Source organism: Oceanisphaera avium (genome assembly GCF_002157875.1).
Taxonomy (GTDB): domain Bacteria; phylum Pseudomonadota; class Gammaproteobacteria; order Enterobacterales; family Aeromonadaceae; genus Oceanimonas; species Oceanimonas avium.
Window position 1 is genome coordinate 1,044,180 of sequence record NZ_CP021376.1, and the last position, 21,106, is coordinate 1,065,285.

The window sequence follows — 21,106 nt, forward strand, 5'->3', positions numbered from 1 at the left end:
TACTACTACTACTACTACTACTACTACTACTACTACTACTACTACTAATATTACAACAACGAAACAATAAGTGAACCTATTGATGCAATTGATGCGGCTGTTGGTAAAGAACCAATTAATGCATTTACAACAGCCTTACTTGGCTTCTCACTTTTGCACTGTTCTTCTATTACGCCCACAACTTCTATAGCTTCTGCTTTCTCTTGAGTTGATAATTCGAGTCGGTTTATCTCTGCCTTTAAGGCCTTAATACTTTCGGACAAATCATTATTGACATTTACAATGTTGTTAGAATTATCCGTTGAATTATTATTCACCCTAGCGTTTGGACCATTAATATTATAAGTAATAGATTGGATCGCTTTTTCAGCCTCTGGCAGTCCGAGTTTTTTTACCTTCATTTGATAGTGAGCCGGAATTACTCCACCAGCTCCTTCGTGAAAGCCAGGATCAATAACTTGGAATGTTTCAGTGCCACCATTAGACATTACACGCTGAATTAAATCATTAGGTTCAACTAAGACATCTGACCTCATTAAGTAAATTCCTTTACTCTGGACGCTAGCATTCATTTCGGGGCTTTTAGTGCCATCAGATTTTAAAACTTGGATCTTGTCTTTATTCATACTCGAAAATGGCATGAAGCCCTCCTTTGCAATTTAACAGCTAATTAGGTGCTAGCTCAATCACTATCAATCAGTTCCGACAACACTTTTACCGCTTTTACCGCATGTAAGTTAATAGATTCGCTTTCACAAAGTAATACTGGATCGATTGAGTAACCTTTATATTTAAAACCAGAAAAATACTTCTCATCTGAAAAAAACTGCTCCACTGAGCAACCATGAGGATAATAGATCTCCCCATCGTCATTTTGTGTTACCGAGTACTCAGGAAACAAAACTACATTTTTCCCCCTACCACCCCTTTGAACCGAAGAAAATGCGATGCCATGTACTTGATTCAGAAAGTTAACTCTTAAAACCTCGAAAAACAACTGAGTTAATCTATAAGTTTTGGCGTCTCCTGCGGTAGAAGGTTTTACCAGCTCCGAATATAGCTGACTAAAAAAGTAAACGGAGTCGATTTTATTGCCTAGACCTTCTTGGAAAGGATCTTGGTGCCAGCCAATATCGGAGGGCTTGATCTTTTGAAATGCGTCTAAATCGATTAACTTAAAACCATTTATTGCTTTGAAAGCGCATGTAGCGATTTTTACTCCAGCTATTGGCCTCAACTCTGCTTGACATGTCTCTCTATCCAGTGCGCCATAGAATGCAGAAACCCCGCTCGGTGTCATTCTCTGTTCAGAGGCTATCTCAACTGGTGGTGGTCCTAGTTGACGAAAAGGAGCGAGTTTAATATCTTCCTTTTCTTTATTGCTATTAAATATCCTGCCACGGTACAGGATAGATCCTTTATTTATCCTTTTAAGGTATTTATTTACAAGCTTACCGCTTTCAACTGCAGGAGAAAGTATTGACTCAATTAAGGATGTGATTTCTCTATTTGAATATCTATATTCATGATTTAGCTTATTAACAAAAATAGACCATTTCAATGAATGTGATGAGCAAGTATCCTCAGGATAACGGAAAGAATCAACCAAGGAAATCAGAGGCTCTTTTCTGAAGAAATAATTTATATAATCGAGTAATTCATCAAAAAACATGTTGTTGAAAAAACTTTCATACCACTGAAAGAATTCGTAACCATCGGAATAAATAGTAATATCTTCGTGAGCGTGATAATAATGTCCTTGCAGCTTGCTATAGAAGGAAAGAGGAGTTAGTAACTCTTCAAGCTTGGACTTTATGTATTCAAACATGGTATCTCGTTGTAGCGTGAAGTTTTCATTATCACCACAATAGCTACAAACAGAACTTTTACCATTATCGCGAATATACTTTTCAAGTGAGTAGATTGAAGCGCAACGTGAACAGACTAATTTTTCGCTCAAAATACACTCCAATAGTTCAAGATGTGTCTCTCACCTAACGCCCGCATCATAGGCCGCAGCGGCAGCTGCGGTCCTATGCATGCGTTTGTTATGTGTAAGATTTTTACAACAAATCCACCAATATCTTGCAACATATAAACCAAATATATTGTTGAATCTAATTGTAGTTTTTAGTTTTTGCTGAAAGAGCAGCAACTAGCAGTCCAACTGACATAACCCCAAAAAATGACATAAAAGATCCAGCCAGGTTTATTACATCATGACTCTGCTGTATTTCTTTGATCGTAATATTGGTGAATGCTTGAAAGGAAAATATTAACGAGTCACCTAATTCCATGTGCGTACATGATGACTCATTAAAGTATCCAAATAAAGAAAAGCTCATAATGGCAAACAACGAAAATAGGATTATATTAAAAGGACGTTCACCATATCCCCAATATACTTCTTGAAATGCCATCCATATGAAACTTAAGAAAGAGAATATGCGTCCCCCGATCTTGCTCCGACTATCCAAGCTAGAAAACGTGTTCCATAGACCTTTCCTTTTTTCCTTTTTCTCAAGGTAGAAATGCTTACCAGCAAGATCGGGGAAACCTAGATGAGAGTAAATCATTTTTGCCGATTGATTAAACCTTCCTCGCTCTGCAAAAGACCCATCATTTATATCTAGATGTTCAAAGCAACAATCTGATACCTCAGTATCTTTAAGTCTTAATTTCAAAGTTTTTTCTCGAATCGACGAGCGATATAGCTTCGAATCACTCAAGCTGATCTTCGATTCACAATACTCAAAAACACATTCAGACAAATCTCCCTTGCTAACATGAATCTCAATAGAGCATTGGTGGAATGTTGCAGCATGGACATTTCCAACAATATTCACGTTGCGCAATGTAGAGTACGAAATATCTTGAAAACTGGTAATAATCGGATTTATGAGAGTGATATTATCAACATTTGTAAACTCAAGGTTTTTCTCACCCACAACACCATCTACAACCGTTACACCCCCACCACCTAACTTCAACAATTCAAGGCTTGGCGGAGAAATAGGTCTATTAGTCGAAGATAATATTTCATCGATAGTAACACTGGGCATAAAATAGGGTATATAAAATTGAATACTTGAATTGCTATTTATGTAAGTTGATGTCTGGCAAGATCGTCCTGAAGGAGTAAGACATCTAACAAAATCTTTAATACATGAACGGCTTGCGTGAAATACCCAGCTCTTATTTTTAGAAGCCCAATCAATATAGCTATAAAACTCAACCGATCTAGTTACCTTTTTCTTTCTTACTTGTTTCTCATTCTTCTTTATAAAACAGTGACGTAGAATTGGCTGGGCAGGCTCATTAGGATGCAAGCGTAAACTAACATCATGCTCGACAAATCTAATTGATTGACCATAGTGCCTAATGAAACGTGCAGGCCCATGAAAAATCAAATCTTGTCTTGTTAGCCCAGATTGTTCTGAAAGCCAAATAGAAAAGAATGGCAGAGTCTCAAAAAGAAAATCCACAATACGAGGGAAATCATACTCCCTTCTCCAATTATTAAACTCTTCATCAGTCCAGGTGAGCCAGTCATCTGGGGACAGTTCAAGCTTTTCTTCTAACACCCTGTCGCTCATACCACCACGCAAAATATATTTTCATCTATTTAGTTAGTATGTTGTGAACATACTAACTAAATCATATCGATCTCTGTAGAGGTTTTCTTATTGCTGACAGAGGACAGTTTACTTTGAGCTAAATACACATAACGCCCGAAACAGGCGAATTTATGGAGGCGATTGTTTTGTGCCAAGCTTTTCCGGCACAAAACGAGCGCCGGAGTAAATTTCGCATGGTTACGATTGTTATAGAAAACGAAGACGCGCACTTTGAGCCACCGCTGCACTTGTAATTAACAAAACCCACGAATAAGCCAAAGCCTGCGGCACCTACTATTTTGTAAACTGCCAAATCAGCCACCCAAATGAGACATTGCTGCCGAGCACCACCGATGGTGTTCGTACTATTCCAGAGACCTTAACGAAGCTGCGTTGAAACACTCTCAGAATTACGGGCTGAATCTTTAGAATAGTTCCTCGCAACCCGGCTTGTGAGATGTTACCGCCGGTTACTGCAATTTATTTTTTAAACGAAAACCGGACCGCTATAACGCCCGCAGCACGGGAAAATTTGAAGCGCAGCGGAAAATTTGTCCCAGTGCCTGCGTTTGTTAACTTTCTTGCTCAACAGGCATACCCCGAAGAATCATTTCAAATGTATACTCTGTTTCACAATGGCCACATTTGAACTTATAGCCATCTTCAATTTTGGAAAAGAAAACCGTTGCCTCTTTATGACAAACGCCACACTCGAAAACGTATTTTGATCCAAATGAAACATTATCCTCAGAGGTTCTTATTGCATACTCGATACGGCATGAATCATTTTGGCATGCAATCGATTCGTTTGACTTGACATAATGCTGTGTATACAAAATATTTTGCCCGCAGGCTTCACATGGGAAGAATTCGTAGTTAGCTTTAACTACCATTAAGTTGCCTTTGGTAAGTTTGCCTAACTGATCAAATATCTTAACAATTTTATTTTTGTCGATTATATAGTCAGTTAACTTTTTTGGCATTGGAAGATGCAAATAGCTACCAAGAGAGTTATACAGCTTATTCAAATCTTTTATTGAAATATTGTTGTAGGTTATTGTGTCTTTAAGTTCGCCGTCTTCGCTAAATATACTTAAACGTAAGTCTTTATCGGCTAGATCATCGAAATCCGACAATAGTTTTATGGCTTTGTTGGGTTGCCAAGTTTCAATTATTGTTCTGGGTATTTCTTCAGCCCCGGCAAGCAATTGCTGATACACATGAGCTTCGATGAAGTACCTTAGTTCTAAGCAGGCGTACCTAAAAGACTGCAAATCATCAAATTCCAGCAATGATCTGGCTTTCTCATAATGAACATCCTTTTCGTATCTATTTACATCGACCATCTACAATCCTGGTATGAAAGTTAACGCCCGCAGCAAGCGCGGCTTTAATAGTGGAGGCAAAGCCGCAACGAAAAAGCCGTCGCATTGCCTGCGTTTGTTAGGCCTTGGATAACAGTATTGCTGAAACGCCATATTTAGGAAAAAATGCGCGATATTCCTTGTCACTTATTTCGAGTATTGCTTCTAGCTCGGGCTCTCCTTGATAACCTCGCTGCTCAAATAAACCTCTCAAATTTTCCATCTGCTTATTCAAGTGGTCTTCTAAATCTTTGAGCATAGCTTTTTGCTTATGCATAGTCATCACTGCTTGTACGTTATATCCCGAGCTCACCATACCCCCTCCAATTGGAGCGTATACCGTTCCATCGCCTACCGTTACGAAAGCATTAGCGTTTTTAGAACGAAGAATTTTTCGCTCCTGTTCCGTCACCTCAGTTGAAGAAATAACACCCTTAATTTTGTATTTCTCCACCACATCTGGCCAGTTCCGATGAATTATCTCGACAATGTCTTGGTCTGCCCAAGAGCAATGTTCGAATACACCAATAGTGTAAAATTTGTCATCAGCAAGCAACGCAAACAAAAGCGGACCAGTACGTTTAATAAACTCACCCTCCATATGCTCACCGAGATGAAAATGATGAACACCCCAATCATTTAGCATGGAGTCTTTGCTGTTAAGCTTATTAACCAACTTACTAAGATTTGGGGTTATATCTTGACCTGACTCAATCAGGTTTTTTAATATTTCCCAACCAGGAGCTTGTTCTGGAGGACATATAAAACTGTCAGACTCAACCACTTCCCGCTGCTTTTGGTCTGGTCGTCGTTGCTCAGCATTGAAATACAAGAGTGGAATTTCGGTATCTGGTACTGACGAAACATCATACCCCCAATGAGATACTAAGATATCTTTTAATAATTCAACCCAATCGGCGAAAAAGTTAGCTTTTATTTTCATTGATACCTCGAACTAAAACTATTGGCCTAACGCTTTGCTAAGCGGCAATAAAATAGTTGGCTAAAATTAGCGAGGAACGAGCAAAAGCCAACAGTTTTTTGTCCGTTTTAGCAACTTGTTAGCAGCATTACATACGCAAGCCTGAAAACTTGGTACATAATGAATAATAAATTGATTTTTTTAAACTAGCTTCACTATAATTTGGAGGAAACCAAGATAACCCTGAGTCAATTGCCGATAAAAAACAAAGTGAGTTTATTGCTGCGATTGTTTTATAGAAGTTAATGGGTGTTCCATAATCTGAGTCGGCAAATGAGCCGTGGGCAATACCATTTCTGTTTGTATTATCCTCATGGGGATATGAACTTGAGTTTGAATATAAGTTGTTTACAACAAAATATTCAAAGGATTCAATCATTGATTCGACTTCTTCGTAGGCTCCAAGCTTTCGCTCGACAACATCATTTTTACAGCTTTCACATATATTTCGAATTGTCTGTTTAACGTGTTTATGGTGAACACCTCGTTTAACGGCCAACTTTCTAGCAACGCCTTCAATAACAGGAATTAATGTAGCAACAGCGGAATAATGTAACCCTAGAAAGTGTGCTTCAATCCCATTTTGTAATATGGTGATGTAATCTTTTATAAATGGAGTATCAGAATATTTTTCAACGAATAAGCTAGATAAGTGATTACCTGAATAAATTGAAGATAAAATATTCTCTAATTCACTTTGAGTTAAATTAGCTTCACCCTTGATATTAGCCCCAAGAATACTCTCCATATCTCCCATAGTTACATATGGAGGAATAAACCAACCAATTTTTTTAAACTCTGTCACCCAAGAATCTAAACTACCCACCGAGATATCCTTATGCTGCTAACGCTAAGCTAAGCGGACTAAAGTTGCTGGCTACAATGTGAAGCGAAGCGAAACTGAGCCAGCATTTTTAGTTCCGTTTAAGCGCCTTGTTATAACCTTACTTACTATCTTTATCTAAATCCCGTAATTGCTGAAGCTTAGACTTAAAATCCTCATCCATTAATGTGTGCCATGTATTACCTATAACAATGTAAACGATAACAGAGGTAGTTATTGCTAATAAAACTAACCAATACGAATAGAAGCCAAGTAAAAAAACCAATCCTACCAGGAAGCTAATGATTGCAATAGTAGGAACAGATTTTAAGTTATGCCATGGATAAAGAGGATAAATCCGATTTATCATCGCCTCGGAGTTTCCAAACCACAATAGAAAAATGGCCATGCCAGAGTTGACTATTAAGCTAATGCAAAAACAAATAGACGCAAAGCTAATCGCTAAAGCTTCTTGAACTTGAGAGCTAGCACTTAATAGTGAGAGAAAGTAGCCGATTGACAACGCTGAGAATGATGAGTGCACCCAAAAATATATAGAACAAAAATCTTTATTGATCATGCACCCGAACCTTATCCAGAGTTATAACGCCGCCAACACAGGCGAGCGTCAGCGAGTCCAGCCAGCTTGCTGGCGTTTGTGATTGGCCTTGTTATGTCTCTGTGAAATAGCCACAGTCGGAACATTTAAAACCGTGCTTATGAAAAAAAAAGGAAACCCTATAACGATGAACAACAAATAGGCTGGAACTTTTCCTTTTGTATGATGTTCGACATTTTCACTACCACAATTTTTACAAGTTTCAATACTAGAACCACACTCAGCATCTACTGCTAATGAGAAATCATTTGTCAAAAGAGTGATTGCCGCGCTTTCATGTTCCTTGGCGACTAACACTCGAACACCGCCCATTGCATTAGAGTATAACCATTGCATATTTATCGTATGTTCATCTGCGACAAATGCAGGGATACCCGCACTGCTTAATGCCGCTTTAGCAATATTCGCGTCCAGAGGAAATGAATAACTCGCAATTACTATAAGATTACTCATAACTCTCCTTGTAAACATAACGCCGCCAACACAGGCGAGCGTCAGCGAGTCCAGCCAGCTTGCTGGCGTTTGTGATTGGCCTTGTTATGAGTTGTAAATAAGAGCAAAGAACTCACTTCAGGACTCTTTAGGTAAACAACGCTACCGCTGCCAATATTGAATGAAGCACGCCGAATGTTCAACGAGATGACCAGCTGAGATTTTGGATATTGAGCACTACAGCCAACTACCTTGCCCCGCTCTCCGGCAGGCGATGCTGGCGCTACCCTTTTGCTTCGCCATTTCAGTTTGCACAGCTCTGTGATAACGCTATAAACGACTCTGTGGCTGGCAGATTATTGACTCATAACGCCGCCAACACAGGCGAGCGTCAGCGAGTCCAGCCAGCTTGCTGGCGTTTGTGATTGGCCTTGTTATGAATTTAAGTAAGAGCCATAACTTATTGCCGGATTTTTCGATTAAACGAAGCGTCTTACCGTTGGCCAATATTGAATGAAGCACACCGAATCCAGCACGAAAGGCTGGCCATCCAGGCGCTTGAACACAACCCAGTACCAGAAGTCTTTGCCTTCTTCTTGGTGATATTTGATAGACAACAATGCTAGATCTGGCAAGGACTCCCAAGAGTCAAACGGTACCTCATCCCTGGAAGTTTCAACACCTGCGTTTAACAGCATACGTCGCACATACTGGGTATCAGACCACAATGATTTATCTGAGGCATAAATACCCATAGCATTAGCAATGGCTTTCATCTCTGGGTAACTATGACCAAGAATGTTGGCAACAGAAGCAATTCCGCATCCAGTGGTTTCTTCCTGAACTACTGACTCAAGCACTGACCTCTCCTTTAATGCATAACGCCGCGCTCACCGCGTAAATTGCGAGCGTAGCGAGTAATTTATCCGAGTGCAGCACATTGTTATGCGATCTCGTGCGTTAGCAACTTCTTAAACTCCGCCACGAGTAGTTTTTCTCTTTCTTCTATAAACTGCCTGAAGTTTTCTAATGTAAGATCAATATCTGGGATATAGTGTCTTTCCATATACGCTTTTTTATCTTTTTGATTCGGATACTTTTCTTTTATCCAGACATCAAAATCCTTACCTGATTTTTCTTGGTTAGGGACTCCCTCAAGTAACTGCAAATTAGCTACATAATTATAGTTTTCGAGATAGAACTCGATATCCTCGGCTTTGATCCCACGTTTCTCAAGCCGCTTTCTAGTAAATAACTTTTTTGGAAATATGTGGTCTTGATGGAACTTATTTCTGAAATCGAGCGATGGATAAATAAATGCAAGGGCGGAATAAGTGTATGCTTGCGCATATTGATAATACAAAAGATTATCTATTTCATCATCATCAAATGATATAGCCTTAGTCCCGCCTTTCAATTTATTCACAATACCAAGCAATGGAAACCCATCTTCAGAAGCGTTTATGACCTCACGAATCGGTCTAAGCACATTGTCTGGCTGTCCGCTAAACGTTCTTTTCAAGAGCACCATCACAAGCCACTTGAATATCTTTTGCCTATCATTTTGATATTTCGAAGATTCAGCAAAATTGTCTGGACTACCAATTTTATAAAGATATCCAGCTACGGGTATAAGGGCGTTATTTGAGGTTAGCGTCTCTCTGTGGTAACCAAGACTTGAAATCAAAACAATTGCAGACTTGATTGCTTTTGTTATGTCATCCCACTGCCTCTCAATGATGAGCATATTTTCCTGATTAAAATTATCAACCTTAAATGCGATATCCCTAAAACCAGATATAACCAAGCAGCTTTTCAACACAAAATCTTTATTAATATTGAAGCCATCCCCTATGGCGTTTATTTCGTCAACGAATTCTGTAATTTCCTCTCGCGCATCTTTTTCTTTCCATTGCGCAGTGGCTATTGAAAGCAAAAGATCAGAATAACTTAATTGTGTTCCACCACTATTGACGCGAATAAATATATTGAGAACCTTATCTAAACTTTCACCCTTCTCCAAAAAGAAATTTATAGACTTATTTTTATGGATAACCTCCCACAGTTTGTATAAAGCCTCATTTGCAAATTCAGCCTTATCCTCTTCGAGCTTGAGCAAACCATTTTTGATTAAGTATTTATTTATGTCAGCAGGTTTTTCGAGATCGAGAATGTCGCCAACTATAAACCAAAAATGGTCATCATCAGACTGCTGATGCTCTTTCTTCGTCAAGAACTTAAAGTCAAATACAAAGTCAGCATCCTCTGCACGCGAAAGCAGATTAAGGCATAGCTTTCTTTTTGGAAACGCGGAATCATTATCCCATCTCTTTCGAGGGAGTTTATAGGCATACGTTCCTTTTAATCCTATATAGAGAGATGTAAGACGCTGTTGACCATCCAATATAGCGGTAATTCCATTTTCACCACTTATATCTGCCTTTGGATTATGCGTGTTATCTCGTTCATGGTACTCACGAACAAACTCATAGAACTGAAAATTGCTTATATTCTGCCTCTCGACTTCCCAAAATAGAAATGAACTTATTGGGTAATCCCTCATTAGTGAATCAAAAAGACGTTCTATCTGATCCACCCCCCAAACAAATTCACGTTGAATGGCCGGAAGCAAATAATTCTTCTTGTGTACATTATCAATCGCTTCTTTGATCGTTATCGGCTCTACAAATGCCATTCAATTTACTCCGTTTATTTATTCGCATAACGCGAAGTTAAGGGGCTGGCGGTACGCCAGTCCCAGCGAGTGTAACGAGCGAGCTTGAATGCCTTGTTAGCTTTCTCGCTCCCTTGTTCTTTCGCGGATGCTGAGCAAACGTATTTTTGTATTTGGACTCAAATACTCATCATCATAAAATATTACGCCTTCTTCTTTCATGCTTTCCAGCTCATTTATAATTCGCTTGGATGGAATATTATCTCTTAACGACTCCACCAGCTCTTCAGCGGTAACAATTTTTCTTCTTCTGGCGAAAGATCGCAAGGCCATTAATATATGATTTCTAACAGTTTCTTCTCTGGCTTCAATTTCAATCATCCTTGAAGTTTGAATTGCGTTATCTAGCAATACTTCTAGTTCTTTCCCGATGCCTGAAACCCTTCCGTCTACCATCTGCTGCTTTTCTAGAATCTCATTTAACTGTTTGTCCAGAGCAGACTTTATCTCTTGTACTTTTTCTTCGGCTTTTCTGTCTGCCTCTTCAAGGATATCGCTTTTGTTTCCAGCACCACTACCAACTCCATCGCCACTCCAAATATGCTTTCGCATATCAGAGACCGTATCCTTCATCATAGAAAAAGTATCCGAATAAAGCTTGTCGAACAAATTCTCTAGTCGTTTAACGCTCGCATCAATTCCTTTGGCCGCTTCAGTTGTTGACTTGGATGCCTCGTTGGACATTTTGAAAAATACGATGGACAACCATATCGCCCCAATCGCAAGAACCAATGAGGTTATCGAAGCTATCAGGCCAACCATCTCAATCCCTGACAAATATTTATCCACCGTAAGTAACTCCTTTTCGGTCCTTTAAGCTAACGCAAAGCGCACCGGTGGCCTTTACAGAGCGAAGCGGCGTAAAGGACATCCGAGTGCCGCGTTTTGTTAAGGCTTTCGCCCCGTAGTAATTTGATTAGACAGCACCGGGAGCACATAAATTGTTCTCAACATAGCCTCAGCTATCTCCAGAGCAGCTATTAGCTCCGGTGGTCGAGCAACCTCTACTTCATGGGCTGCGACATTCCCTAAAAACCGATGGCCGTGCAATATAGCCGCTTGATCATTTGATAAAACGCCATCGCTGGCCAACCCATCAATTAGCTTTTCAAGATTACCACCTTTGACCTTTCTGTCTTTGCATATGGCTTCTATTAATGCACGTAAACCAATTGCCGTTAATAGTGGGAGTTGAGCATTCATAGCACCAATAATTTCGCGGTAAATGGACCGGATTTTCTGCGGCAGCAGGTGATCATCGCCAAAGGTTTGGCGCTGGTTTCTTGAATTTGGATAAGTTCGCCAGCTTGAATCCATCTCCCCAGTGTGCGGATTCCAGTCAGCCTCGTCCCATTCCGAAATGGCGTATGCATAACTATCGCAGCCTGCGCACTGACAAAAATAATGCTTCTGACCCCATTTCTCAGCTTCAAATGGATGAGAGTCCACAGAACGCTCTGCAATAATTAGGTGGTTGGTAGAGCGTTTACAGTCGCCACAGTAAATTTTGATCTTATCTCCGATAGCCATACTCTCGTAGCCTTAACAGCTAATTCAACGACTAATGACATCTATGCAAACCGCACCTATTCCGCGAAGCATACACCTCATCATTAAAATTTCTCTTTTTATCAAAAGCTTAAGGCTCCATAAAACGACGCCTCGGGGAATAAGCGTCAAATGTCGCTTTCCACACTAAATTTCTGTTCGTTTATGCATTTTTGCTCACAGTAACTATTCCATATTTTTCAGTGCTTTATAAGCTTTGTAGACCAAGAATCATGAAGTTTTACGACAATTGTCGTATAGCTCCGGTTTCGTTGTGCAATCATCGCAGCAGCAACTAAACTACTGTATATAAGAACAGTGTACAGGTGAGCGCATGATTATGGATGTACCACCCAAACTGCCAGACCAGCCTACTCGCTTCATGGATCAACTGCGTGCCTTGATCCGTAGCCGAAATCTGGCCTACAAAACAGAGCAAACTTATTGCCACTGGATTAAACGGTTTATTCGCTTTCATGGCATGCGCCACCCCTCTACCTGCTCTAAAAAAGAGGTAGAGCAGTTTCTTTCTCATCTTGCGGTACAGCGCAACAACAGCGTAAGTACACAACGCACCGCTCTGAATGCGCTCGTTTTTCTGTTTCGGGAATTTCTTCAGCAACCGCTGGGTGAGTTGTCGTTTGAGCTGGCAAGAAAGCCTAGGCGACTGCCCACGGTTTTTACCCATGATGAAGTTAAAGCCGTAATAAGCCACTTAGAAGGCACCTCACAACTGGTGGCGCGTTTAATGTATGGCTCAGGCCTGCGCATTAACGAAGTGTTGCGGCTTCGAGTCAAAGATATCGATTTTGGCATGCAGCAAATTATTGTGCGCAGCGGTAAAGGTAATAAAGACCGAGTAACCCTGCTGCCAGACTCCTTGCTAACGCCACTGTCTCTGCAAATTGAAGCCTGCCTGATACTCCATAAGCAGGACCTGGCGAGTGGCCATGGTGAGGCTTACCTGCCCTTTGCACTGAATCGCAAATATTCGAGCGCAGCCAGTGAGCCGGCTTGGCAATATCTGTTTCCGGCGGGTAAGTTGGCCATAGACCCACGCAGCAATGTGGTGCGTCGCCATCATTTATTGGATCGCGGCGTGCAACGAGCCATTGGAGCGGCCATTCGCAAGGCTGGTATTTACAAACAGGCAAACAGCCACGTGCTGCGTCACAGCTTTGCTACCCGGTTACTTGAGGCCGGGTACGACATTCGTACTATTCAAAAACTGCTGGGCCATGCCGATGTGCGTACCACAGAAATTTATACCCATGTGGCACGCAAGGGAGGATTCGGGGTGAGAAGTCCGGTCGACGATGGTTTTTAGCGAGCCGACAGGCTAGCGCAGAGCCTTACAGGCGTCTATTATCTCATTTTTTATTATAAGACAGCACCCGCTACATGCACTTGGCTCAATTGAAGCCTCGCATTATAAGCAAGAATAAGTGGCAACATGAATTCAGATAGGGTGATTGATGTAGACTGTCGTTCTTTGCCTTGCTTGGATTAAGTAATCGCTCATCATTGCTGTGGAATTTTCAGTCGATTTGCCCTTTAAAAGCTAAAACAATTGGCAACGGACCCCACGGAACACGGAAATATAAAGATCAAACCGGAAAGGTCTATTAGTAGTAAGAGCCAAATATCGCATCCTGAACGAGATGAACTCTTACTATTAAAAAGCGCTTGTCGGCCGCGATCTTGTCCGTGCGCTCTGCTCTTTTCCGTGGCAAAAATAGCTCTTTTTTTAAGGTTTCGGCTGCGTCGACATGCGAGAGCAAGTGCTCGCCTGCAAAACATCAAAACCCTGCGCTGATCCTACCCTTCGCCCATAAAAAACCGGCCAATCGGCCGGTTGTTATTTACGCTAGTTATTAAATTACTTAGCTAATTTATTTAACTATTTAGTTAGCTAACATATTTAGCCGCTTACTTATTTTGCTAAAAGCGCATTGGCTTTTTCAACAACGTTATCAACGGTAAAGCCAAAGAACTTAAATAGCTCATCGGCAGGAGCCGACTCACCGAAGCTGTGCATGCCAATAATATCGCCGTTTAGGCCAACGTATTTAAACCAGTAATCAGCAATGCCCGCTTCTACTGCTAAACGCTTAGCAACGGCCGCTGGCAATACGCTTTCTTTATATTCCACAGATTGTGCATCAAACACATCGGTACACGGAATAGACACCACTCGCACTTGCTTGCCTTGGGCGCTTAACTGCTCACTTGCCGCGATGGCCAGCTCAACTTCGGAGCCGGTGGCAATAATAATCAGCTCTGGCATGTTGGCACAATCTTTGAGCACGTAGCCGCCTTTAGCCACATCGGCCAGTTGCTGCTCGTTGCGCTCAATTTGGCCTAAGCCTTGGCGAGAGAAGATCAATGACGTGGGGCCGTCTTTACGCTCAATGGCCGACTTCCAGGCCACGGCAGACTCCACTTGGTCACAGGGGCGCCAAGTGCTCATGTTGGGCGTTAAACGCAAAGATGCAATTTGTTCAACCGGCTGGTGGGTGGGGCCGTCTTCACCCAAACCGATAGAGTCGTGGGTATAAACGAAAATGGCGCGCTGCTTCATGAGCGCGGCCATGCGCAGGGCATTACGGGCATATTCCACGAACATCAAGAAAGTGCCGCCGTAAGGAATAAAGCCGCCGTGTAAGGCCACGCCATTCATAATGGCGCTCATGCCAAACTCGCGTACGCCGTAGTGCAGGTAGTTGCCGCTAAAATCATCACTGCTGATGGCTTGTGAGGCTTTGTGCATGGTCAGGTTAGAAGGCGCTAAGTCGGCACTGCCGCCCAACAACTCAGGCAAGATAGCACCAAAGGCATCGAGGGAGTTTTGTGAAGCTTTACGAGTGGCAATTTTTGCCGGATTAGCTTGCAGCTCTTTAATAAAATCGCTGCTGGTTTGTGCCCAATCAGCAGGCAGATCACCTTTTAAGCGACGGGTTAATTCTGCGGCTAATTCAGGAAACTCAGCTTGATAAGCGGCAAAAGCTTTATTCCACTTGGCTTCGGCGGCGGCGCCCTGCTCTTTGGCATCCCATTTAGCATAAATGTCAGCGGGAATATCAAAAGCGGCATGCTCCCAACCCAATTTTTCACGGGTAGCGGCCACTTCAGCATCACCTAGCGGTGAGCCGTGAGAATCGGCGGTGCCGGCTTTATTGGGTGAGCCAAAACCAATAACGGTTTTACAGCAAATTAAAGTGGGGCGTGAGCTATCGGCGCGGGCGGCATCAATGGCTTGGGTTAACGCGGCTGAGTCATGACCGTCGACATTGGCAATCACTTGCCAGCCGTAAGCTTCAAAGCGTTTAGGAGTGTCATCACTAAACCAACCGTCTAACTCACCATCAATAGAGATGCCATTGTCATCCCAAAAGGCAATCAGCTTACCTAACCCTAAGGTGCCAGCTAGTGAACAGGCCTCGTGTGAAATGCCTTCCATTAAGCAACCATCGCCTAAAAAGGTATAGGTGTAGTGATCCACAATCTCATGATTGGGGCGGTTAAACTGGGCCGCTAAGGCACGCTCAGCAATGGCCATACCCACGGCATTAGTAATGCCTTGACCTAGCGGACCTGTGGTGGTTTCTATGCCAGGAGCATAGCCGTATTCTGGGTGGCCCGGTGTTTTAGAGTGCAATTGACGAAACTGTTTCAGATCCTCAATCGACAAGTCATAACCCGTTAGGTGCAATAAAGAGTACAACAACATAGAGCCGTGACCGTTAGATAAAATAAAGCGGTCGCGATCGGCCCAGTTAGGGTTGCTGGGGTTGTGTTTGAGGTAATGGCGCCACAACACCTCGGCAATATCAGCCATGCCCATAGGGGCACCGGGGTGGCCAGAATTTGCTTTTTGTACGGCATCCATACTGAGTGCGCGCACGGCATTGGCCAGCACTTGACGAGAAGGCATCAACATCTCCTGAGACAGTTACGTAATATAAAAGAGGTAAGGTGAGCAAAAATTGTCGCGCGTATTGTCCCAAAGACTGTGGAGCGGCGCAAATTTAATCTTAACAAGTGTGCGCTTGGCCAACTAACTCAACATAAGGGCAAAAAAGTGGCTTGATATTGTGTTGAGCTTACGACATTTTGCTGGTAATCGCGGATGGCTCTCTTTAGAATAGCCGTCTAGATGTTAATACCGCCATCGTTCATCGTCGCTTAGCACTTGCTGGTTTATGCAGTTGGGGTTTGCCAAGGTGGTTTATTAGCACATCGGAATTACTTTATTACGTTAGGAAATCATCATGGCCAAACTATTTACCTCCGAGTCCGTATCCGAAGGTCATCCGGATAAAATTGCCGATCAGATCTCAGATGCGGTGTTAGACGCCATTATTGAACAAGATCCCAAAGCGCGTGTGGCCTGTGAAAGCTTCGTTAAAACCGGCATGGTGATTGTGGGCGGTGAAATTACCACTACCGCTTGGGTGGATATTGAAGATTTAGTGCGCAAAACCGTGAGTGACATTGGCTACACCAGCTCAGAAATGGGCTTTGATGGCGCCAGCTGTGCGGTATTAAACGCCATTGGTAAGCAGTCTCCAGATATTGCCATGGGCGTGGATCGCCGTGATCAAGACCCTTATGTACAAGGTGCCGGCGACCAAGGCTTAATGTTTGGCTATGCCTCTAATGAAACTGATGTCTTGATGCCCGCCCCCATTACTTATGCTCATAAGCTAATGCGCCGCCAGGCAGAAGTGCGAAAGTCTAAAGAGTTGGCTTGGTTGCGCCCCGATGCAAAATCACAAGTCACCTTTGTTTATGATGAGCAAGGCAAGCCCAGCGCCATTGATGCGGTAGTGTTATCTACTCAACATTGTCCTGAAATAGACCAAGCCACACTGCAAGAAGCAGTAATGGAAACCATTATTAAGCCGGTGTTACCGGCTGAGTGGTTAACTAAAAACACCAAGTATTTTATTAACCCTACTGGCCAATTTGTCATTGGTGGCCCCATGGGCGATTGCGGTTTAACGGGTCGTAAAATTATTGTTGATACCTATGGCGGCATGGCACGCCACGGTGGCGGTGCGTTTTCGGGTAAAGATCCCTCTAAGGTAGACCGCTCTGCCGCCTATGCCGCGCGTTATGTGGCGAAAAACATTGTTGCGGCGGGTCTTGCTGAGCGCTGCGAAATTCAGGTGTCTTATGCCATTGGCGTGGCTGAGCCTACTTCAATTAGCGTAGAAACCTTTGGCACGGGTAAAGTAGCAGAAGACTTAATTGATGCGCTAGTACGTGAGCACTTTGATCTGCGCCCTTATGGCCTTATTCAAATGCTGGACTTAAATCGTCCCATCTATCAGCCTACTGCGGCTTACGGTCATTTTGGTCGTGATGAGTTCACTTGGGAAGCCACCGATAAAGCCGCGTTATTGCGCGATGCGGCGGGGTTAAAATAAACGCTAACATAAGCACATTTAAAGGGAAGCTGCGGCTTCCCTTTTTATTGGTTAACCATTTAACATAGCGCACCACGCTGCCTAAGCCCGTAGGACGAGATTAGAAAATAGGTAATAATGACCGCTGATTTAGAACAAAGAGTGCGTGAGCGAGTAGTGCAATGCCTGCGCATTGCCGCTCACGAATTATCACGAGAGTTTATAGAGCCTGTGGTGCGCTTTAACCAAGGGGGGCGTATTGCAGGCTCGGCGTGGCTAGAGCGCTGGGAGCTGCGCTTTAACCCCATATTGCTGGCCGATAATGAAGCTGAATTTATGAGTGATATTGTGCCTCATGAAGTGGCGCACCTTGTTGCTTTTGCCTGTTTTGGTAAGGTAAAACCTCATGGCCGTGAATGGCAGCATATTATGCACGCCGTATTTGGCTGTGAGCCGCGCACGCGCCACCGTTTAGACACCACTAAAGTGGCACCTACTTTTAGTTATCACTGCTCATGTCGACAGCATCAATTGACCCTTAGGCGCCATAACAAGATAATGCGCGCCAAGCAGCGTTATTTATGTTTGCACTGTAATGGTGAATTGCAGCCTATTTAAATACCTCTGAACTTGTTGCTGATGCACATTCACTGCTAGGAAATTATTTTTTATGAACATGTTTCGGTTACTTCGTCGCTATCGTATCGCGGCTATTTTTGTTGTCTTTAGCAGCCTATTTTCAAGCTTTGCGGTTTTAGCCAGTGACATAGTGGTAGGCTCTTGGAACATTCAACGCTTAGGCCATGGCAGCCAAAAAAGCTTTGCCGCCTTAGCCACTATTGCCGGCAAGGTGGACTTGCTAGCAGTACAAGAAGTGATGACCGAACAAGGCATTACAGACTTAGAGCGCGCCTTAGAAAAGCACACTGGTGAGTCGTGGAGCCATTTACTTTCTCATGCGCTGGGTGCCAATAGTTATAAAGAACACTATGCCTTTATCTGGCGAGACTCGGCGGTAAAATATGTAGATGGCGCTGTGGTCTATTTAGATAAGCAAAATCATTTTGCGCGCGAGCCTTTTTCAGCCCGCTTTCAGTCTAAGCGCGATCACAGCGAGCTAGCCATGGCGACGGTACATATTGTGTATGGTAAAACTATTAAAGACCGCACCCCAGAGATTAATGCGTTAGCCGAATACTGGTTATGGATGAAAGAAATTTATCCTAATACGCCTCTCGTATTAGCAGGCGATTTTAACCTCGACCAAGCTCATGCTGCTTGGGCGCCACTCAAACGCTATGCCAAACCGCTAATCACCCAAGGTGCCTCCACGCTGTCTGACACCGCCGGTAAATACGTTAATCTTTACGATAATATTTGGGTGGAGCGCGACAGTCATTTAAAAATAAAACAACAGGGCGTGATTGATTACCCCAAGTTAATTGGCTGGGATCACAGTAAAAGCCGCAAACATGTCTCCGATCATGCGCCTATTTTTATGGCGTTAGGTAATAGTCAGTTTGATAATGCCACTGCCAGTTTAGCGCCTTTTAGCCAAGCGCCCAGTAATTACGTGGCGCCAAAGAAAAACCCTAAGCCTCAGGTGGCAGCAAGCACCCAAGACCGTGAAATACGTGCCAATAAAAACTCTGGTATTTTTCATCGCGCCGATTGCCCCAGCTATGCCCGCTTAGGCGTAAAAAATCGCGTCGTGTTTGACAGTGTACAAGCGGCACAACAAGCCGGTTATCGCCTTGCTAAAAACTGCCCCTAAGCCAACACCCGCTGTTTTATAGCGAGTGATTCGCTCTCGCGCTACACTAGCGCTTATTTAGGCTTTATGAGTAAGCGGCCTAGTGCCCTGCTCTTTTAAAAAAGATGTGTGTAATTTATGCGTATACCGCGAATTTATGAAAACCAGCCGCTGCAAACGGGACTTACGCTGACACTGTCTAGCGATAACGCGAATCATGTGGGCCGTGTATTACGTATGCAAGCAGGTGAGTCGCTGCTGCTATTTAATGGCTTAGGCGGACAATATCACGCCACTATTACCACCGCGGATAAAAAAGTCGTACAGGTAGAACTGGGGGCTTTTGATGATCAAGAATGTGAGTCGCCACTGCCTTTTCACTTAGGACAGGTGATCAGTCGGGGTGAAAAAATGGAATTCACCATTCAAAAATCCGTAGAGTTAGGGGTAAATGAAATTACCCCGCTCTTTTCTAGCCGCTGTGGCGTTAAACTTAGCGGTGAGCGCTTAGAGAAGAAAATTCAACAATGGCAAAGCATTGCCATTGCAGCCTGTGAACAATGTGGGCGCAACCAAGTGCCGATTATTCATCCCGCCTTGCCATTAGCAGACTGGTTAGCGCAAGCCACCACGGATTTAAAACTGAACTTGCATCCTAAAGCAAAATTAAGTGTCAATACCTTGCCCCCGCCCCGTACCGGCGTGCGATTATTGATAGGGCCAGAGGGTGGCTTATCAGAGGAAGAAATTAGCCAAGCCAGTGCTCACGATTTTATCGATATTTTATTAGGCCCCCGGGTTTTAAGAACCGAAACGGCGGCCTTGACCGCCATTACTGCTTTGCAATGCCGATTTGGAGATCTTGCATGACCGCGATTAAGTTAGGAATAGTGATGGACCCCATCCAGTCCATCACTATCAAAAAAGACACCAGTTTCGCCATGTTGCTAGAAGCACAACGCCGTGGTTACGAACTGTGGTATATGGAAATGGCCGATTTAAGTTTACGAGGCGGTGATGCTTATGGCCGCATGGCCAGACTGACGGTAAAAGAAGATGCCACTCAGTGGTTCACCTTAGAAGAGCCGCAGTTGCAGCCTTTAAGTGATCTGGACGTGATCTTAATGCGCAAAGACCCGCCTTTTGATACCGAATATATCTATGCCACTTATTTATTAGAGCGCGCCGAAGAAAAAGGCACCCTCATCGTAAATAAGCCGCAAAGCCTGCGCGATGCTAATGAAAAGCTCTATACCGCTTGGTTTTCTGAGTTTACGCCTATTACTTTAGTCACTCGCAGCGCCCAAGATATCCGTGAATTCTATCAAGAGCACAGCGATATTATTATTAAACCCTTGGATGGCATGGGTGGCGCCTCTATTTTTAGAGTACAGCAAGGGGATCCTAACTTAGGCGTTATTATTGAAACCCTCACCGAACATGGTAGCCGTTACTGCATGGTACAAGCCTATATACCGGCGATTAAGCAAGGTGATAAGCGAGTATTAGTAGTGGATGGCGAAGTGGTGCCTTATTGCTTAGCACGCATTCCCCAAGGCGGAGAAACCCGCGGTAACTTAGCCGCTGGAGGTTTGGGAGTCGCTCAACCCCTAAGCGACAGCGATCGCCGCATAGCAGAGGCACTAGGCCCTACCTTAAAGGCAAAAGGCTTGATTTTTGTAGGGCTCGATATTATTGGTGATAAGCTAACTGAAGTAAACGTAACCAGTCCCACGTGTGTACGTGAGATTGAAAATGCATTTCCGGTAAATATTTGTGGAATGCTGATGGATGCCATTGAAAAGCGGCTATCCTAAATAAAG

19 protein-coding genes are annotated in these 21,106 nt (G+C 43.2%); 6 read left to right on the top strand and 13 right to left on the bottom strand.

Features of this window, described 5'->3' with window-relative positions; translation table 11 throughout:
* Positions 1–50: 50 nt before the first annotated feature.
* The 12 genes from CBP12_RS04760 to CBP12_RS04815 all read right to left on the bottom strand — a co-directional run bounded on the left by CBP12_RS04760 (position 51) and on the right by CBP12_RS04815 (position 12,101).
* Positions 51–641 carry a hypothetical protein gene (locus CBP12_RS04760; protein WP_086963417.1) on the bottom strand — a complete coding sequence of 197 codons (591 nt, stop codon included), beginning with the start codon at positions 639–641 and terminating at the stop codon, positions 51–53.
* Positions 642–682: 41 nt separating this feature from the next.
* Entirely contained in the window at positions 683–1,960 is a 1,278-nt protein-coding gene (locus CBP12_RS04765) for an RES family NAD+ phosphorylase (RefSeq protein ID WP_157420045.1), read from the bottom strand.
* A 157-nt stretch (positions 1,961–2,117) separates the two neighbouring features.
* The gene (locus CBP12_RS04770) at positions 2,118–3,584 is read right to left on the bottom strand and encodes a hypothetical protein (protein WP_198341859.1); all 1,467 of its coding nucleotides are present in this window, start codon (positions 3,582–3,584) and stop codon (positions 2,118–2,120) included.
* Positions 3,585–4,189: 605 nt separating this feature from the next.
* Positions 4,190–4,963, bottom strand: a complete 774-nt coding sequence (locus tag CBP12_RS04775) for a hypothetical protein (RefSeq protein ID WP_086963420.1) — start codon at positions 4,961–4,963, stop codon at positions 4,190–4,192.
* 97 nt (positions 4,964–5,060) lie between these two features.
* Positions 5,061–5,924: a hypothetical protein gene (locus CBP12_RS04780; RefSeq protein ID WP_086963421.1), complete on the bottom strand. Its 864-nt coding sequence runs from the start codon at positions 5,922–5,924 to the stop codon at positions 5,061–5,063.
* 127 nt (positions 5,925–6,051) lie between these two features.
* Positions 6,052–6,789 carry a hypothetical protein gene (locus CBP12_RS04785; RefSeq protein WP_086963422.1) on the bottom strand — a complete coding sequence of 246 codons (738 nt, stop codon included), beginning with the start codon at positions 6,787–6,789 and terminating at the stop codon, positions 6,052–6,054.
* 118 nt (positions 6,790–6,907) lie between these two features.
* The gene (locus tag CBP12_RS04790) at positions 6,908–7,366 is read right to left on the bottom strand and encodes a hypothetical protein (protein WP_086963423.1); all 459 of its coding nucleotides are present in this window, start codon (positions 7,364–7,366) and stop codon (positions 6,908–6,910) included.
* A gap of 48 nt (positions 7,367–7,414) precedes the next feature.
* On the bottom strand, positions 7,415–7,858 hold the full coding sequence (locus tag CBP12_RS04795) for a putative signal transducing protein (protein WP_198341860.1): 444 nt from the start codon (positions 7,856–7,858) through the stop codon (positions 7,415–7,417).
* A 458-nt stretch (positions 7,859–8,316) separates the two neighbouring features.
* Positions 8,317–8,697: a hypothetical protein gene (locus CBP12_RS04800; RefSeq protein WP_086963424.1), complete on the bottom strand. Its 381-nt coding sequence runs from the start codon at positions 8,695–8,697 to the stop codon at positions 8,317–8,319.
* 83 nt (positions 8,698–8,780) lie between these two features.
* A complete protein-coding gene (locus CBP12_RS04805; RefSeq protein ID WP_086963425.1) occupies positions 8,781–10,532 on the bottom strand; it encodes a GmrSD restriction endonuclease domain-containing protein in 1,752 nt (583 codons plus the stop codon).
* A 96-nt stretch (positions 10,533–10,628) separates the two neighbouring features.
* Positions 10,629–11,360 (bottom strand): hypothetical protein, encoded by a 732-nt coding sequence (locus CBP12_RS04810; RefSeq protein WP_086963426.1) that lies wholly within the window; start codon positions 11,358–11,360, stop codon positions 10,629–10,631.
* 99 nt (positions 11,361–11,459) lie between these two features.
* Complete coding sequence (locus CBP12_RS04815; protein ID WP_086963427.1) at positions 11,460–12,101, bottom strand: DUF4145 domain-containing protein; 642 nt, start codon at positions 12,099–12,101, stop codon at positions 11,460–11,462.
* Between the two features lie 352 nt (positions 12,102–12,453).
* On the opposite strand from CBP12_RS04815, the gene CBP12_RS04820 reads away from it, so the two are divergent.
* Positions 12,454–13,446, top strand: coding sequence for an integron integrase (locus CBP12_RS04820; RefSeq protein ID WP_086963428.1), 993 nt, complete (start codon positions 12,454–12,456; stop codon positions 13,444–13,446).
* 606 nt (positions 13,447–14,052) lie between these two features.
* Here the strand turns inward: CBP12_RS04820 and tkt are convergent.
* Complete coding sequence (tkt, locus tag CBP12_RS04825) at positions 14,053–16,053, bottom strand: transketolase (protein WP_086963429.1); 2,001 nt, start codon at positions 16,051–16,053, stop codon at positions 14,053–14,055.
* Between the two features lie 337 nt (positions 16,054–16,390).
* Between tkt and metK the strand changes: the two genes are divergently transcribed.
* The 5 genes from metK to gshB all read left to right on the top strand — a co-directional run bounded on the left by metK (position 16,391) and on the right by gshB (position 21,100).
* Positions 16,391–17,551 carry a methionine adenosyltransferase gene (gene metK / locus CBP12_RS04830; protein ID WP_086963430.1) on the top strand — a complete coding sequence of 387 codons (1,161 nt, stop codon included), beginning with the start codon at positions 16,391–16,393 and terminating at the stop codon, positions 17,549–17,551.
* A 117-nt stretch (positions 17,552–17,668) separates the two neighbouring features.
* On the top strand, positions 17,669–18,148 hold the full coding sequence (locus tag CBP12_RS04835; protein WP_086963431.1) for a SprT family zinc-dependent metalloprotease: 480 nt from the start codon (positions 17,669–17,671) through the stop codon (positions 18,146–18,148).
* A gap of 52 nt (positions 18,149–18,200) precedes the next feature.
* The gene (locus tag CBP12_RS04840; protein WP_198341861.1) at positions 18,201–19,304 is read left to right on the top strand and encodes a sunset domain-containing protein; all 1,104 of its coding nucleotides are present in this window, start codon (positions 18,201–18,203) and stop codon (positions 19,302–19,304) included.
* Positions 19,305–19,421: 117 nt separating this feature from the next.
* Positions 19,422–20,153, top strand: coding sequence for a 16S rRNA (uracil(1498)-N(3))-methyltransferase (gene rsmE, locus CBP12_RS04845; RefSeq protein ID WP_086963432.1), 732 nt, complete (start codon positions 19,422–19,424; stop codon positions 20,151–20,153).
* On the top strand, positions 20,150–21,100 hold the full coding sequence (gshB, locus tag CBP12_RS04850) for a glutathione synthase (RefSeq protein WP_086963433.1): 951 nt from the start codon (positions 20,150–20,152) through the stop codon (positions 21,098–21,100). The genes rsmE and gshB overlap by 4 nt, the downstream gene beginning before the upstream one ends.
* The last annotated feature ends 6 nt before the right edge of the window (positions 21,101–21,106 follow it).

What these genes read in the sequence shown, in the direction of transcription:
- CBP12_RS04760 (WP_086963417.1), bottom strand. Translation starts at nt 641, where the DNA reads ATGCCATTTTCGAGTATGAATAAAGACAAGATCCAAGTTTTAAAATCT.
- CBP12_RS04775 (WP_086963420.1), bottom strand. Translation starts at nt 4,963, where the DNA reads ATGGTCGATGTAAATAGATACGAAAAGGATGTTCATTATGAGAAAGCC.
- CBP12_RS04780 (WP_086963421.1), bottom strand. Translation starts at nt 5,924, where the DNA reads ATGAAAATAAAAGCTAACTTTTTCGCCGATTGGGTTGAATTATTAAAA.
- CBP12_RS04790 (WP_086963423.1), bottom strand. Translation starts at nt 7,366, where the DNA reads ATGATCAATAAAGATTTTTGTTCTATATATTTTTGGGTGCACTCATCA.
- CBP12_RS04795 (WP_198341860.1), bottom strand. Translation starts at nt 7,858, where the DNA reads ATGAGTAATCTTATAGTAATTGCGAGTTATTCATTTCCTCTGGACGCG.
- CBP12_RS04805 (WP_086963425.1), bottom strand. Translation starts at nt 10,532, where the DNA reads ATGGCATTTGTAGAGCCGATAACGATCAAAGAAGCGATTGATAATGTA.
- CBP12_RS04815 (WP_086963427.1), bottom strand. Translation starts at nt 12,101, where the DNA reads ATGGCTATCGGAGATAAGATCAAAATTTACTGTGGCGACTGTAAACGC.
- CBP12_RS04820 (WP_086963428.1), top strand. Translation starts at nt 12,454, where the DNA reads ATGATTATGGATGTACCACCCAAACTGCCAGACCAGCCTACTCGCTTC.
- tkt (WP_086963429.1), bottom strand. Translation starts at nt 16,053, where the DNA reads ATGCCTTCTCGTCAAGTGCTGGCCAATGCCGTGCGCGCACTCAGTATG.
- metK (WP_086963430.1), top strand. Translation starts at nt 16,391, where the DNA reads ATGGCCAAACTATTTACCTCCGAGTCCGTATCCGAAGGTCATCCGGAT.
- CBP12_RS04835 (WP_086963431.1), top strand. Translation starts at nt 17,669, where the DNA reads ATGACCGCTGATTTAGAACAAAGAGTGCGTGAGCGAGTAGTGCAATGC.
- CBP12_RS04840 (WP_198341861.1), top strand. Translation starts at nt 18,201, where the DNA reads ATGAACATGTTTCGGTTACTTCGTCGCTATCGTATCGCGGCTATTTTT.
- rsmE (WP_086963432.1), top strand. Translation starts at nt 19,422, where the DNA reads ATGCGTATACCGCGAATTTATGAAAACCAGCCGCTGCAAACGGGACTT.
- gshB (WP_086963433.1), top strand. Translation starts at nt 20,150, where the DNA reads ATGACCGCGATTAAGTTAGGAATAGTGATGGACCCCATCCAGTCCATC.